The sequence below is a fragment of the Leptospiraceae bacterium genome (assembly GCA_024233835.1).
GTDB lineage: Bacteria > Spirochaetota > Leptospiria > Leptospirales > Leptospiraceae > JACKPC01.
Map to the genome: position 1 here is coordinate 868,467 of JACKPC010000001.1, position 15,962 is coordinate 884,428.

12 protein-coding genes are annotated in these 15,962 nt (G+C 38.3%); 8 read left to right on the forward strand and 4 right to left on the reverse strand.

What is annotated here, in order from left to right; genetic code table 11:
• Positions 1-107: 107 nt before the first annotated feature.
• Positions 108-599: a DNA primase gene (locus H7A25_04020; GenBank protein MCP5499042.1), complete on the reverse strand. Its 492-nt coding sequence runs from the start codon at positions 597-599 to the stop codon at positions 108-110.
• Positions 600-932: 333 nt separating this feature from the next.
• Between H7A25_04020 and H7A25_04025 the strand changes: the two genes are divergently transcribed.
• Genes H7A25_04025 through H7A25_04040 form a run of 4 tightly spaced genes read left to right on the forward strand, consistent with a single transcriptional unit; the run spans position 933 to position 6,037 of the window.
• Positions 933-1,424: a TlpA family protein disulfide reductase gene (locus H7A25_04025; GenBank protein ID MCP5499043.1), complete on the forward strand. Its 492-nt coding sequence runs from the start codon at positions 933-935 to the stop codon at positions 1,422-1,424.
• 53 nt (positions 1,425-1,477) lie between these two features.
• Positions 1,478-4,273, forward strand: a complete 2,796-nt coding sequence (gene secA / locus H7A25_04030) for a preprotein translocase subunit SecA (protein ID MCP5499044.1) — start codon at positions 1,478-1,480, stop codon at positions 4,271-4,273.
• 20 nt (positions 4,274-4,293) lie between these two features.
• A complete protein-coding gene (locus H7A25_04035; GenBank protein MCP5499045.1) occupies positions 4,294-5,529 on the forward strand; it encodes a U32 family peptidase in 1,236 nt (411 codons plus the stop codon).
• Positions 5,510-6,037 (forward strand): hypothetical protein, encoded by a 528-nt coding sequence (locus tag H7A25_04040; protein ID MCP5499046.1) that lies wholly within the window; start codon positions 5,510-5,512, stop codon positions 6,035-6,037. The genes H7A25_04035 and H7A25_04040 overlap by 20 nt, the downstream gene beginning before the upstream one ends.
• A 4-nt stretch (positions 6,038-6,041) precedes the next feature.
• On the opposite strand, the gene H7A25_04045 is transcribed toward H7A25_04040, so the two are convergent.
• Complete coding sequence (locus H7A25_04045; protein ID MCP5499047.1) at positions 6,042-9,080, reverse strand: SpoIIE family protein phosphatase; 3,039 nt, start codon at positions 9,078-9,080, stop codon at positions 6,042-6,044.
• A gap of 184 nt (positions 9,081-9,264) precedes the next feature.
• On the opposite strand from H7A25_04045, the gene H7A25_04050 reads away from it, so the two are divergent.
• The 3 genes from H7A25_04050 (at position 9,265) to H7A25_04060 (ending at position 11,363) form a co-directional block, all read left to right on the forward strand.
• The gene (locus tag H7A25_04050) at positions 9,265-10,554 is read left to right on the forward strand and encodes a homoserine dehydrogenase (protein MCP5499048.1); all 1,290 of its coding nucleotides are present in this window, start codon (positions 9,265-9,267) and stop codon (positions 10,552-10,554) included.
• A gap of 5 nt (positions 10,555-10,559) precedes the next feature.
• On the forward strand, positions 10,560-10,892 hold the full coding sequence (locus tag H7A25_04055) for a hypothetical protein (protein ID MCP5499049.1): 333 nt from the start codon (positions 10,560-10,562) through the stop codon (positions 10,890-10,892).
• A 96-nt stretch (positions 10,893-10,988) separates the two neighbouring features.
• Complete coding sequence (locus H7A25_04060) at positions 10,989-11,363, forward strand: STAS domain-containing protein (protein MCP5499050.1); 375 nt, start codon at positions 10,989-10,991, stop codon at positions 11,361-11,363.
• Here the strand turns inward: H7A25_04060 and hflX are convergent.
• Positions 11,288-13,021, reverse strand: a complete 1,734-nt coding sequence (gene hflX / locus H7A25_04065) for a GTPase HflX (GenBank protein ID MCP5499051.1) — start codon at positions 13,019-13,021, stop codon at positions 11,288-11,290. The genes H7A25_04060 and hflX overlap by 76 nt on opposite strands.
• A 71-nt stretch (positions 13,022-13,092) precedes the next feature.
• Between hflX and H7A25_04070 the strand changes: the two genes are divergently transcribed.
• Positions 13,093-14,637: a HEAT repeat domain-containing protein gene (locus tag H7A25_04070; GenBank protein MCP5499052.1), complete on the forward strand. Its 1,545-nt coding sequence runs from the start codon at positions 13,093-13,095 to the stop codon at positions 14,635-14,637.
• A 40-nt stretch (positions 14,638-14,677) separates the two neighbouring features.
• Here the strand turns inward: H7A25_04070 and H7A25_04075 are convergent, their stop codons facing one another.
• Positions 14,678-15,952, reverse strand: coding sequence for a citrate synthase (locus tag H7A25_04075; protein MCP5499053.1), 1,275 nt, complete (start codon positions 15,950-15,952; stop codon positions 14,678-14,680).
• Positions 15,953-15,962 lie beyond the last annotated feature (10 nt).

The following is a 15,962-nucleotide window of genomic DNA, read 5'->3' on the forward strand; positions in this document are numbered from 1 at the left end:
TCTTTTTTGGGATCAAAATTAGAGTAAAATAACTGGCCGTTTAGCGGATTTTTAAGATTGAAAAGATTGTTTTTGGTTGCAATCAGCTCGAAACGAATAAAAAACTCCTATTTCTTCTCGCTATACTCGCTTTCTTCGTCTTCAAAGCTATCATTGCTATCATCGAAGTCATCATCATCTGAATTGTCGTCATAATCAGAAAAATCATCGTCGTCATCTTCTTCTTTAGAAGAAAGAACTTTCGGAGGTTCTTCCTCGAGGATTTCCTCTTCATCACTATCACTTTCTTCGATTTCAGGAGCGGACGATTTGGCAAAGAGATTGTTGAATTCCGGATTTTTTTGCTCTTGCTTCTTTTTTACCTCTGCTAATTGCTTTCTTTGTTCTGAAGTAAAATAATCATATTGAACCATTTTCTCAGAAAGAGCATAAAGAGCCTGAACCGCAACTTTCTTGGGCTTTAATCCTTTCGGGATATCGATTTTATCAATTTTATCCAGAACTTCAAAACCGGCCACTGTTACTTCATACTTGTGATCCCTGGCGAGTTCTATTACACGTAATATATCGAAATCCTGATTGTGCTGGTTATTACTCATTCCTTGTACTCCAGAAGGTTATTTGTGATTAAAAGATAAAAATATAGAAGGTAGAAAAAAGAACTGTAAAAAGATAAAATCTGTATTTTGTTTGTACATCAGGGTAATCTTTAAGTAGTTTTCGCGTCCAATTTTCCATCATTGCTCAAACCTCAATTTCGTCAAGAGTATATTTATAATTTTGTTGACCGTAAAGGCTTAAAATTTTACCTATCTTAGCATTAGAGGAAAGCCATTATTTCGATTACAAAAAAAACTATACTTTTTCTTTCTTTCACATCTATTCTAAGTGCCTGTTTTACAAAAAAGCAGTCAAACTTCTATGTAGATAGTTTGGAAGGTAGGGATCTACAGGGAAAAACGATACATCTGGCAACTATACAGAAAGTAGATAGAATTGCTCTGAATGTATATTCTCCTACCTGTATCCCCTGTGTCAAAGAATTGCCGGCTCTCGATTATCTCCATAGGGAAATACAAAAGAACCAGAGAGGGCTTTTGTACCTTGTCGTAGATCCCTTCAATGTAACCGATCTGGAAGAAGGGACTGATTTTGAAAGAGCCTATACCGAAGCAGCAAAAGTGATGAAAGAAGAAGTTCAAAAAAGGAATATTCAAATCCCTGTCCTTATTATGAAAAAGCCTTTTGAGGTAAAACCCGGTACCGGTCTCATTACCGGCACACCGGAAACTCTTCTTTTTGAGACAAGACCTTTAAATCTATATTACAACTTTGTAGGGCCAATTTCGGAAGCTATGGATATTCCCCAATTAGAAAAAGACACAAAGATCCTCTTTTTTAAGAAGGTTTTCGGGATATTCTAAAATGTTATCACCTCTACTTTATACTTAAAAATATTTAAACCTGGAACTCAAATATGTTTGGAAGAATACTTAAAGCCCTTTTTGGAAGTAAATACGAAAGAGACTTAAAAAAGCTCAAGCCAATTGTTGATTCAATCAATGGTCTCGAAGAAAAAATGCGCGGTTTATCGGATGAAGATTTAAAGCAACAGACTGCCAGGTTTAAAGAAAGATTAAGCAAGGGAGAAACTCTGGATGATGTTTTACCGGAAGCTTTTGCTACCGTCAGGGAAGTTTCTATTCGTGTAATGGGTATGAGGCACTTTGATGTGCAGATGATGGGGGGAATCGCTCTTCACTGGGGAAATATCTCTGAGATGAAAACCGGAGAAGGAAAGACTCTGACATCTACCCTGGCGGTGTATCTGAATTCTCTAATGGGCAAAGGGGTTCATGTGGTTACTGTAAACGATTACCTGGCAAAACGGGATGCTAACTGGATGAAACCGATCTATGACTTTCTCGGTGTTACGGTTGGTGCCATTCAACATGATATGGATCACGAAGACAGGCAGGTGGCTTATGCAGCGGATATAACCTACGGAACCAATAACGAATTTGGCTTTGATTATCTCAGAGATAACATGGTAAGCCATCTGGAGCATAAAGTTCAGAGAGGACATTTCTTTGCTATCGTTGACGAAGTGGACTCTATCCTGATAGACGAAGCCAGAACCCCGCTTATCATTTCCGGGGCTGCTGAAGAATCTACAGATATTTATGCAAGAGTTGATAAAATTATCCCTTCCTTAAAAGGAAAAGAAGAATTTGATGTTCCGGAACCTAAAAAGGGCGAAGAGCCAATCGCCGAGAAAGATAAAGTTTGGGATTATGAAATAGATGAAAAGGCGAAAAATGTTCTTTTGACTGAAAAGGGTGTCGCCAGTGTAGAAAAGCTTTTGGGTATCGATAACCTTTATGCGCATGAAAATGTGAGTGTTGTCCACCACGTTCATCAAGCCTTAAAAGCACATAAAATTTATCTAATAGATGTTGACTATGTTGTGCAGGAAGATGAAGTTATCATTGTAGATGAGTTTACAGGTCGTTTAATGCCGGGCAGGCGTTATTCGGATGGCTTACATCAGGCCATTGAAGCCAAAGAAGGAGTAACTATTGCCAGAGAATCTCAGACTCTTGCATCGATTACTTTTCAGAATTATTTCCGTATCTATACAAAGCTAGCAGGTATGACCGGAACCGCCGATACGGAAGCAGAAGAATTTAAAAAGATATACAATCTCGATGTGGTAGTAATTCCAACCAACTTGCCGCTGAAACGGACCGACCACGCCGATAGGGTATATAGAACCGAAAGAGAGAAATTTTTCGCTATTATCAATGAAATCAAGGATTGCTATAAAAGAAAACAGCCGGTTCTTGTAGGAACCATCTCCATAGAAAAATCAGAGGTGCTTTCGGCCCTTCTGGGTAGAGAAAATATTCCGCATAATGTATTAAATGCCAAATTTCATGAGAAAGAAGCGGAGATTGTGGCCAACGCCGGGAAACCGGGAGCCGTTACTATCGCTACAAATATGGCGGGTCGTGGAACGGACATCGTTCTGGGTGGTTCCCAAAGATTCAAAGAATCCCTTGAGTCCTGGGAAGAAGAGGAAGAACTTATCTATGAATTTAAAGCTGCCATTAAATCCATGGACTTGGATAAAGCAGAAATTCTTCTAAACCAAATGCCTTCTCAGAACAAACAAAAGAGGGCCAAAGAAATCTATGACAATGCCCGTTTCTGGAAAATGAATCATGATCTGGTTTTAGAAGCCGGAGGTTTACATATATTAGGAACCGAACGTCACGAATCCAGAAGGATTGATAACCAGCTAAGAGGACGTTCCGGAAGACAGGGAGACCCGGGTTCCAGTCGTTTTTACCTTTCTCTGGAAGATGACCTCATGCGGATTTTTGGAAGTGATAGGATTTCTCTTATCATGCAAAAGCTGGGAATGGAAGAAGGGCAGGAGATTGAACATAAAATGGTTTCCAATGCTATCGCCCGTTCTCAGAAAAGGGTGGAGGGCCATAACTTCGATATTCGTAAACATCTTCTTGAATACGATGATGTAATGAATCGTCAGAGGATGGTTATTTATGAACTTAGAAATAATATTTTAGAAAATAAAGATATAAGTAGTACTATAAAAACTTGGATAGATGAGATAATCGAAAGCCAGATTCTTCTTCATTGTGAAGGTGCCAATCCAAATGCCTGGAATATTAATGCACTGAATGACTGGCTTACAGATGGTATGGGTATGAACTTCACTGTAAATGCAAGTGACTTCAAAAAAGGTGATTCTCAATTAGAGCTTTTTAAACATATCTCAGAAAACTTCATAGAAACTTATGATAGAAAAGGAAATTCAGTAGGAGAAGCCTGGTCCTTTTTAGAAAGAAATATTCTTCTGGATATTCTGGATCACAGGTGGAAAGATCATCTTTACGTTATGGACAACTTGAGAGAGGGGATTTGGACTGTAGGTTATGGAGATAAAAATCCTCTTATAGAATATAAACTACAGGGTTTCCAAATTTTTGATCAGATGGTAGAAAATCTGAAAACAGAAGTTATTAATTTCTTATTGCGAGTAGAAATTACTGAAGAAAATCCCTATCAGGAAGAAATACAGGAATACCAGAGAGTTGGAGAAGAGCACCTCGATATAGATATTTTTAATGAATCGTTCTCTAATCGTACCACCTTAGCACCATCCAGAAAGAAAGCGAATAAAGATGTAACTACAAGTGCCGGTGGGGCATCCAAAAGAAAGAAAAATCGAAGAAGGAAAAGATAGTGAAAAAACCAGAACTCCTGATGCCTGCCGGAAGCCTCGAGAAATTAAAAATTGCATTTCTCTACGGGGCAGATGCTGTGTATTGTGGAGTTCCCCGCTTTTCCCTTCGAGCCAGGGAAAATGAATTTCGCTTAGAAACCTTAAAAGAAGCAGTAGAATACGCGCATAATCTAAATAAGAAAGTTTATTTTACCATTAACGGAATTCCGAGGAATTCCAAACTTCCCAGTTTTCCTCGTTATATTGACGAAATGGCTGCTCTTAAACCGGATGGTTTGATAATGGCAGATCCCGGTCTCATCCTGAATACAAGAGAAATGCATCCGGAGTTGGATATCCATATTTCTGTTCAGGCAAATGTAATGAATTATGAGACAGTTCGTTTCTGGCAAAAAATTGGAGCCACAAGAGTAATTCTTTCAAGAGAAGTAAGTATTCCGGAAGTAGCTGAAATTAAGCAGAAAATTCCTGATATGGAGCTTGAAGTATTTGTTCATGGTGCCATTTGTATTGCTCATAGCGGTCGCTGTTTAATGAGTAATTACTTCAAGCAAAGAGATGCGAATCAAGGCACCTGCAATAATGCCTGTAGGGATCAATATAAGGTTTTTGTAACGAATCCGAGACAGAACGATGAGTTAATGGAAATTACGGAAGACGAATCCGGCACTTATCTAATGAACTCAAAAGACCTTCGGGCCATTGAATACATCGACGAAATTGTTGCTGCTGGTGTAGATTCCTTGAAGGTGGAAGGAAGGACTAAGGGAGAGTATTATTTGGCTTTAGTGGCTCGCTCTTATAGAAAAGCCATAGATGATCTGGTAATCGGAAATCCCTTTGATAAAGCCTTATTAGAACAGTTAGATAAAGTAGCCTCCAGAAGATATTTCTCAGGTTTCTTAAGTAGAGGACTGGAGAAAGTAACAGAAGAAGAATCTGATTTTCAAAACTACGAAGAAGGCAATAGCCGAATTCAAACTCAGATGTATGCAGGAAAAATAAAACGCTTTGATGCAGAAAGAATGCTCGGTTTTTTAGATATTAAAAATAAAGTAAAAATTGGGGATAAATTAGAAATATTCATGCCCGGAAGAGAAGATACCGAACTTATACAGATTGAAGAAATATTCTATTATAATAAACCTAAAGATGTAGTGAGTGGCGGGCTCGGGGAAGTAGCGTTTCGTTTTCCTTTTATAGTTCCCGAAAATTCCTTCTTGAGTGTGTTAAAAAATGAGACAGTTAAAACTTAGTTCTATATTCACCTTAGTTTCTTTTTATTTCTTTTCTTGTTCTTTGATGAAAAAACAAGAAGCCGATCCTACGCAGGTCTATACAGATTGTATGGAAACCTTCAAAGATGAAGCCAAATGTACAGAACTGGCAAAAAAAACAGCTAAATACAACGAAGATAAAAGTATTTATCGCAAGCAAGACTTGGACAAAGAAGCTGAGAGTAAACTCCGAATCCGGGATGAATTAAAAGATGAGTTACAGAGTAAAAATATAACGTATGTTTTAAATGTTTTGGGAGAACCGGATGAGAGACATAAAGATGCCTCCGGTAGAACTTACTTCTATTATTATCGTCCGATCGCCCGTTACAGCCCGGAACACGATCCGGATAAAGAGATCAAAGTAATCTTTATCAGGGGAAGGGTAAGCCGGGTAAATCACACTCCACCGGATACAACACCTAAATCCGGCTTTGATCCGTATAACTTTTTACGAAACAAGGAGAACGTAAAGTCTGAAAAGTAGCCTTTCAGGCTACATTCTCCAGAACTTCTAAAATCTTTTTAGCGTTCTTATTTTCCGGATCAATCTTTAAGGCTAATTTTGAAAAGTGTTCTGCTTTTTTAAAATTCCCTTCAATCCTGTACAAATCAGAAAGGTTAATGAGGTTTTGTACATTATCCGGAAACTTCTCATAAAACTTTTTAGCTGAATCGATAGATTGTACATATTGACCGACTTTTCTCTGAGCCAGAGACATATAATACCACATTTCTGTGTTATCCGGATCCTGCTTTAAATACTGTGAGATAACCCGAATAGCTATTTCGTATTGTTTATCTTTAAAACAGGCTAATCCGAAAAGCTTATTTAGCTTTTGATTTTTATCATCTTTCTTGAATGCTTTTGATAAAACTTCGATAGCCTTTTTAACATTGCCTTCCTGATAAAGTTTTCTTCCCTGTGTATACATTTCACTGACAACCGAAATGTCTTCTTTTTCAGAAAAATCATCTTCACCAAAAAAGAACTCTTCCCTGCTGCTACTTTCTTCTCCAAAGAAGATCTCCTGACGGGTGAGTCCGCTTGAATCTTTTGGAACTGTAAATTCCAGGCGAAGCAAGGAAAAATCATCTGTCACTTCACCTGTAAGAAAAATATTTTGTTCAAGTTCAAAAAGCTTACCATTGGCCTTTTCTACCAGGCGTAAAAATAAATCTTCTTTTTCATTGATCCGAGTTTGAGCCTTACCGGGAGAAAGGTTAATATGGTCTTTTCCATCCGAACCCAGTATTAGAATATCTTTATCTTTTAATTTGAAACTTTTAATTAGATCAGAAGCATTCAAGTCGAGTCCGATTTTTTTTGTATGTTCAATTGAAGTTTCTATAAAATTGGCTTTCTCATTTCTGAGTAAAACGGTTCTCGGATGACCTGCATTAATATACAAACATTCCCCGGTTTCATCATTGATTAAAAACATACAGGCTGTAGCTAAAAGATAGCCATCAAAGGTTTTATATACCAAATTTAATTCATTAAAAAATTCTTCCAACCAGGTTCTGGGAGAAATGTCGAGTATTCTTTTGTTGGATGCAGAACGCGACAACATCGCATTTACCACCACACCCAGAACCATAGCTCCACCGGCTCCCTGAACTGATTTACCCATGGCATCTGCATTTAAAGCAAATGTAAAGGATGTATGCTTGCTTTTCTTTCCAAACTTAAGATTCCCCGTAAGACAAATATCTCCTCCGAGTTCGGCTCTTTTATCTTTAAAAACAAAGCTATTCTTTTGACGGATGATAAATTCTGTCTTTACCTGTTTGGATTTGTTCGCGTTGAAGTAAAGAGGTTTAGCCAGTAAGGAGGTTAAGAAATAATATCCATCCTGCTGTATTCGTAATTGTTGAATCGTATCTGATTTATCCTGAATTTCTCTTGTTCTTTCTTCTATTGTTTTTTCGAGCGATTCTGCATAGGCCTGCATTTTTGCTTTTGTATCTTTTAAAGATAAAACCATAGTATTAAAGGAGTCCGCTACAGAACCAATTTCGTCATGAACTGCTATTGGAACTAAAACATCCAGATCTCCCTCGTTAACTTTTCTTACTCCAATAAGAAGTTTTTCTAATGGATGTTTCAGACTATTTCTAAAAAACCTTGGAAAGAGAATTAATATTCCGACCGTAGTCAAAAAAATAGCATAAAATAAGGGACTGATGTTGCTATGTGTATATTTTCTATATTCATAATAACTAAAACCTACTTCATAAACATAGGCATCATTTGCAAAATCATAATGAATATAAAAAATTCCTGCATTACGATATAACCTTTCGTACTGCAAAGAGGAATAGGAAGCCAGTTCCTTTTTTGCCAGTTGATTTAGATCTTTATCTGAAAGCGCGGGAAATTTAGATTTTAACACATCTTTTCTACCTTCCAATTGCCTTGTCTCAAAATTTACAATTTCCGGAAGACTCACAATACTATCCCTGGAAAAAAGTAGCTCATAGGTAGAAGGTTCCGCAATTTCTGTATTCGGCTTTTTGAGAACATATACTATACTCTCCGGAAGTTCTTTGAATCTTTCCATGAGAATATTGGTTCTGGAGTTTTTTACTTCACTCAAGCGAAGCTTATCATAATCGGTTTCACTCATTCGAAGCATTACCTGACCGATATATCCCACTACGATAAGAAGGGTAACAAGAGAGATGCCTACAAGCTTTATCATAAGGGTTGTGGATTCAGAAGAATTATTCAGATAGATTAAAATAATATAAAAGGATAATACAAGGGAAATTGCAGAGAATATATACGCATAAAATTCCTGTGAAATGAGACCGGAAGAATTTAGAAGTCCCATAAAAGACAAAACGGTCAACAAAAGCATAGCTCTCGAAAAACCTTTAATTGAATTTGCATCTTTTCCTACGGGATGGAAAAACTTTAATAAGGAAATTAAAATATTCGCACTTCTATTAATACCTTCTGAACCATTTATTTCTTTTTCTCCCCTTAGGGACTTATGCATTCCCCATTTTGATAAAAAGCCATCATAGCCCGAATACAGAATGGTCTTTCTAAAAAGTATAATGAAACACCAGAGATGTAAGAGAAGAGAAATCAGGGTAGAAAATCCACCGGCACTAAAATCATATTTATGCTCGCTAAAGCTGTACATCTTGTCCATGGTCATGGACTGAAACAGGAAGATAGAAATAGCCAGAAAAGCGAGGCCGAAAGAAAGCGGGATCGCAATTTTTGATTCTTGTTTGTAAACATTTTTGGGATAATGATAACTAAAGGCTACAAAGCAGGCTACTCCTAAAAGGGATAATTGGCTGAAAAAAGTGCTATAGGCGGCTATCGGGCTAAATATTGAATAAGAAAGGAAGTGTCCGAGGTACAGAAACATGTAACCGAGGAAAACTCCCAGTAACCAGTAGGTAGAAAGAATCTTATCTTTTTTGATTCCGAGGTAAACGACAATAATGCTGGAAATAATGAAAACGGTGAAAACGCTGATAGAATGGTATGAAAGTAAAAATAGATCCATGAATTATCCCTTACTTGTAAATTCGATAGGATCGGTAAAAAGCATGATAAAATTATTGTCTCCTTAGGCTAAACGAGACCAGAAAAACGATAAGAATCGAGCTTTTCTTATTTTTTATAAACCTTCTAAAAACTCCAGAAAAAATAGATGAATTGTGACTTACCCGTACGAAAACTGGTTTGTTATGAAGAAGGTAAACATAGGGCTTGTAGGAGCCGGTACCATTGGTTCGGGTGTGATTCAAATTCTCAAAGAGGGCCAGGAGAAAATCCTTTCCCGTTCAGGTTTAAAACTTAATCTAAAAGCTGTATGTGATCTCCACGTAGATAGGATTCAGGGACTTGTTGAACCACAGACTGAATTGTATAATGACTATTCTAAAATCACTTCCGATCCGGATATCGATGTGGTAGTTGAACTTATCGGGGGGACAGGGGTTGCTTATTCCGTAGCTGAAAGTGCTCTGAAAAACGGTAAAACCCTTGTTACTGCCAACAAAGCCCTGATTTCCGAAAAAGGAGAAAGTCTTTTTACCATTGCACAGGAAAAGAAAGTAGAAATTGGTTACGAAGCAGCCGTGGGAGGAACAATTCCCGTAATTCGCTCGATGAAGACCGGTCTTGTCACCAATGAGTTTTCTGCCATTTACGGAATTTTAAACGGAACCACGAATTATATACTTTCAAAAATGGAATTAGAGGGACTGAATTATGAAACAGCCCTCAAAAATGCCCAGGATCTGGGTTTTGCTGAAAAAGACCCGACTTTCGATGTAGAAGGAATCGACGCAGCTCATAAAATTTCCATCCTCGGCGGACTTGCTACCGGAAAAAGAATCTCCATTGATAAAATTTATATAGAGGGTATCACGAAAATATCCAGTACCGAAATTCGGTTTGCTCGAGAATTTGGCTATAGAATCAAGCTATTAGGGGTTTATAAAGTTCAGGGGAACCTGGTAGAAGCCAGGGTGCATCCGACCCTGGTACCCATCGATCATCCGATAGCCAGCGTTATGAACGAGGTAAATGCTATATTTTTTGATACAAATTACTCAGGTCCGGTAATGCTGGTCGGAAAAGGTGCGGGTTCTTTGCCTACTGCCAATGCCGTTCTTTCAGATATCGTTTTTTATGCAGCCAGAAGAAAGGGTCTCGATGGCTTTTCTGAAAGTAATTTTAGTGAGAATGCTTCTTTACTTCCGATAGGTGAAACCACCGAAAGATTTTACATTCGTTTCAACACCATAGACAAACCCGGTGTTTTAGCGGAGCTTGCAAGAGTTCTTGGAAAAAACAATATTTCTATTTCTTCTATGAAGCAGGCCGAGTCGAGGGAAGGTCAACCTGTAGAAGTAATTATTTTTACCCATGAAGCCAAAGAAAAAGATCTTCGTTCTTCTATTGAAGAAATTGATAAAATGGATATTACCAGAGAACCTTCTGTTGTCATTCGAATTGAGAATTTAGGTTAAGCAAAATGTCTCCTAAACCAGTGACCATATCCAGACATACACTTCCGGGGGGAGAGGAGCATCTCGATATATTTATTCTGACTTTTCCTGAAAGAGAAAAGTCTTTACTCTGTCTGGAAGCAGAGTCAATTCGAGAACAGAATATTTTCTCTTCAAGCCTTTTTGATACTCGAAAAAAGGAGGATCACAGGGGAATTTACCTTGAATACGAGGGAGAACTCAGTCAAAACCGGGGAAGTGTTCAGATTATATGGAAGGGATTTACCGACTTTGAATTCCCTGAAACCCAAAAGCAATATTTAATAAAAATTCAACAGGATATTTTATATGTTTTATAAAAATTCAACAAGCCTGAAAAAGTTTTTTTTAAATAATCAGTTGCTTATTCTGTCTAAGCTTAGTAATGTTGCAAACAGGCAGTTTTGGAATCGAGTATGTATACCCTGAGTTTTGATTCACTGGATATTGATATTACTGTAATACCGCAATTTGGTAAGAATATTCAAATTGTTGCATTTAAGGGAAAGTTTAACCACCAAAATGCGTACAGCATTTCGCGTGATTTACAATCCTTATTTAAAGAAGAAGTTTATGAATTAGTTCTGAATCTTTCTGAATTGAAGTATATCAACAGCGTAGGCCTGGCTATCATCCTTTCTATGGTAAAAATCGTAGATCAACACTCAGGTAAATTTGTTATTGGGGGAGTTAACAAATCCATAGAAACTATCATTCAACTGGTAGAATTGCCGGAAAAGGTACTTATCTGTTCATCTGTAGATGAAGCTATTAAGCACTGGTCGGACTGAAAACCGCTTACCCATAATTTTTTTTCAATCAGGTCTAAAAGTTCTTTCATACCACTCTTATTTAAAGCCGAAACCCGTATAGCTGATTTGTTTAAAGACAAATTCTCATTAAGAAGCTTATCTTCTTTATTGAAAACTTCAATTCTCGGGATCATGTGTAGGTTTAGCTCATTCAAAATTTTCTCAACAGCTCTAACCTGTTCTTCCATCCTGGGGTTTGAAGCATCAATCACATGTAATAGAAGGTCGGCATCTCCTAATTCTTCGAGGGTCGCTTTGAAAGCCATGGATAAATCCGGTGGTAAATCGTGAATAAAACCAACCGTATCTGAAATAATAATTTCCCTTTCTTCCGGAAAGCGAATCCTTCTGGTTGTGGGATCTAAGGTTGCAAACAACTTGTCTTCAGAGATAACTTCTGAATTGGTCAGGGAGTTTAACAGGGTTGATTTCCCCGCATTGGTATAACCTACAATTGCAACTACCGGCACATTGTTCTTCTTTCTCCGAGAACGATTTAACTCCCTACGACTTTTTAAAGCTTTTAGCTCCCTCTCCAGATGGCTAATTTTGTCTTCTACCCTTCTTCTACCGATTTCCAACTTGGTTTCGCCGGGTCCTCTTCCGCCAATACCACCGGTGAGCCTTGACATATTATCATCCAGCTCACTTAAACGTCCTTTTAAATATTTTAATTGAGCTAATTCTACCTGGAGTTTTCCATCCCGACTCATGGCGTGGTTGGCGAAAATATCAAGTATGAGTTGTGTTCTATCAATTACTTTTAAATCACAAAAGTCTGAAATCTTTTTAGCCTGAGAAGGGCTGAGCTCCAGATCAAAAATAAGAAGTTCTACATCCATTTGAACAGCCCGCAGGATGATTTCTTTCATCTTCCCGAGACCCAAAACCGTTGAAGGATCAAGGGCATTTTTCTTCTGGTAAAAGGAATCAACTACGTGTATTCCGGCCGTTTGACAGAGTTCATTTAATTCAGCCAGAGAACTTTCAATACTACGATGAAGAAGATTCTGTTTTAGATACACACCGATAATAAAGGCCCTATTTTGTTTCCTGGCATCTTTTAAAGAGTCTACCTTACGTGCTAAAGCTGTTTCAATCTCTAAAATTTCGGATAGAATGCCCGGTTTCAGTTGTCCCGGGAATTTTTTTTCTTGAATCATCCACAAATCTGTGGTATGAATATCTGTATTAACATAGGAGGAGTAATAATGTCGGGGTTGCCCATTTTCGTCGGGAATGGCTGCCGTGATGTAGTCAAGACGTAACAGGATAAGGTCGGTAAGGTCTTCTTCGCTTAAAGGCTCATCCTTAAGGTGGGTATGAAAGAGTCGAAGCCCGCGTAAACGTGTACCGGTAGAGCGTAACCTATCCAGGTAAGGAATTTCAATAGAGTGCCTGTCACCAACGATAACATGTGTAATATGCCCGGAACGATCGATAAGAATACCAATTTGTCGACTTAATTCTGTTGAAATTTCACAAACAAGACGTGACACATCATGGGTAACCAAAAAGTCATCTCTGATTTTTCGTTCTCCAAGTTGCTTTAATCGTTTTAGATGGTTTACCTTTAAACCGTGAACATTACCGAATAGCTTACTGATTTTTTTCCTCTTGTCTGTTAAGTGTCGAATTTAAATTATTGAAAAATAGCTCACTTTTTAATTTAAGTAAATACGAGCAATAAAGCAAGGAGTTCAACAAAATGAAAACCTATCCTTTTCCATCCATAATGACCTTTCTCTTATTGCCTGTAGTTTTATCCTTTACTGATAATATCACAGGGAATCATCCTATTTTTGTAAACCATCTTTTCAAAATTTCCTTACAGTCCTCTTTGCTTTTTGCAGAAACGGAAGAACCTTTTCCTTCTGATCATAGCGATATTTTGAATTCAGACCTCGATGCAGATGATGAAAAAGAATTAACTTTAAGTGGTAATGAATCTAAGTACAATAAAAGCATTCGTTACAAGAGTAAGAATACCCGTCTTCCTCATGTAAACAAAACCGGTTCGATGATTATTCAATCCAAGGAAACCGAAACCGATCTCGTTAAGCTTGAACAGCAGAAGAAAGAAGGAATAGAGACGATTCGTAAGCAGGAAGCCATTAACAATAAGCAATCTGTAAATATAATTGCCAGGCTTCTTTTGACAAATCGAATCCCGGACGTTCGTGCAGAAGCCGCTCATTCGCTCGGAAGAATGAAACGCGGAATCAAAGCTCTTCACAGGGCAATCCTGACCGATAGTTTTGAAGTCAGGCAGGCTGCCTATAAATCCATTGAAAAAATTGGTTCGAGGAGTTCCCTACGTTACTTTATCAAGGGCACCGGCTCAGGAGACCCCAAAATTGAGATTTCCTCCTATATCGGTCTCGGAAAAACCAGGACATATACCGGACGTAACCTGATTATCAAAAAAGGAATTCGCTCCCGCGATCCGAATGTGACTTCCGCTGCACTTGACGGTCTGGGTTATTTTAATCGAAGTGCTGACCTGGTAGTTTTTAAAAAGTTTCTCGAATCAGACATTTTAGAGCATCGTACCGGTGCTATTCGCGGTCTGGGTAACCATAACTCTTCCCAGAGTCTCGGAATTCTTCTGGATGCTATGCCTAAAAACAAGGAACTGGAAGCGGACATTATTTTTGCAATTGCCAAGAAAAGAACCCTCGGTTCGACCCTGGCTCTTCTTCGCATAATGCACCAGACAAAAAATGAGAACTACAAAGCTATCATAGAGCGAGAACTCATCTACAGGAAAGCCTATGGAAGATACGCAAGAGTCACCTATAAAATTGCAACTATTCGCAAGAATCCCCAGGTAGGCTCCACCCAGATAACAAGACTTCCCAATGGTGCTGTCGCAAAAATTCGAAAAGTTACCTATAAGCGTTATAAAGCGAGGATGAATGGAAAAGTAGTTGAAGATAGGTATTATCTTCTCCAGGCCATAGAGCGTACAGGGAAAAACGCCGGCAGTATTGTCCAGGGTTGGGTTTTCGGTCCTAAAATTGATGTTATGACCCTGAAGAATCCCGAATCTATTTATTCAAAAAAAAATAAACCAAGAGAGGCTTCTGTTTCAGCCCTCGAAGACACCGAGGACGAAGAATTGCTGAAGAAAATCAATTCTAATCCGGCGATAGAAGTTTATGATGTTGAAGAAAAAACCAAAACCAAGCCGGTAAATGAGGATTATATAGAAAAAGATCAGGATGAGGATTTAGACGAAGACGATGAATAAGCTATTGAAGGCAACCCTCCGGAGGGTCGCCTTCTTGCAATTACCTTTTTTCGTATTTTTTTCCCTGTTCTCCTGAGTAGATTTGCTTGGGTCGGGTCTTTTTCTCTACTTCACCCAGAATCCGTAGTTCTCTCCAGTGAGCCATCCAGCCCGGCAATTTTCCAATTACCTGCATTACCGTAAAAAGATTTTTGGGAATCCCCATGCTGTTAAAAATTACCCCGCTGTAGAATTCCAGATTCGGATAGAGGTTATTTTGAAGGAAATACTCATCATTCTTGCAGATAGAATCAATTTCCATAGCCACTTCGGCAACCGGATCCAGCTTCTTACCTTTATAAAAATCGACGAATAATTCTCCTGCTACTTCGGCTCTTTTACTCTTTACCTTGTAAGCCGAATGACCGAGACCGGTTGAAACCAGTTTGAGTTCTCCCTTTTTTACTTTCTCGAAATAGGCTTTTACGCCTTTTCCTTCCGAAATAATGTCTTCAATCATTTCTACGGCAGCAATATTCTGTCCACCTTCCCTCGAACCCCAGAGAGCCGCAATTCCCGCACTAATAGAAGCAAAGAGATTGGCATGAGTGCTACCTACAATTTGAACGGTAGTCGCTGCTACGTTTTGTTCGTGATCCGCATAAAGTATCCAGAGTTTATTTAAAATTCTATCATATTCTTCCGGAACTTCGTATTTATAAGTAGGAAGAGAAAAAAGCATGTGGAGAAAGTTTTTGCAAAAACCAAAACTATTTACCGGGTAAGTAAAGGGCTGGCCTATCATTTTCTTGTATGAAAAGGCGGCTACAGTTCTGATTTTAGATAACAAAAGAGCTATATGATCAACTCCCTTATCCATACTTTCTTCATATTCTGAAGTATAGTAACTGGATAAGGACATAACCATTGTGGACATCACAGCCAGAGGATGGGCTCTATCCGGAAATCCATCAAAAAGGTTAAGCATATCCTCGTGAATGAGTGAGTGTTTGGAAAGCCTGGCAGAAAAATCAGCAAGTTCTTTCTTTTCCGGTAAATTACCGTAAATGAGAAGGTAAGAAGTTTCAATAAAGGTAGAATTCCGGGCAAGATCCCTGATTTCATAACCTCTATAGGTTAAACTACCTGTTTCCGGATCCCTCTTTGATACACTACTTTTAATAATTCCTGTGTTAAAAAGACCCGGGTCAAAAGTAATCACGCCGGTTTTTTCATAAAGTCCGGATATATCTACTCCCTGACGTTTATCAGTTCCGGTTACAATTGGAAGTTCATAACTTCTATCATCTAACCTGAGCTCTGCTTTTTGAATCATATCTACCTCT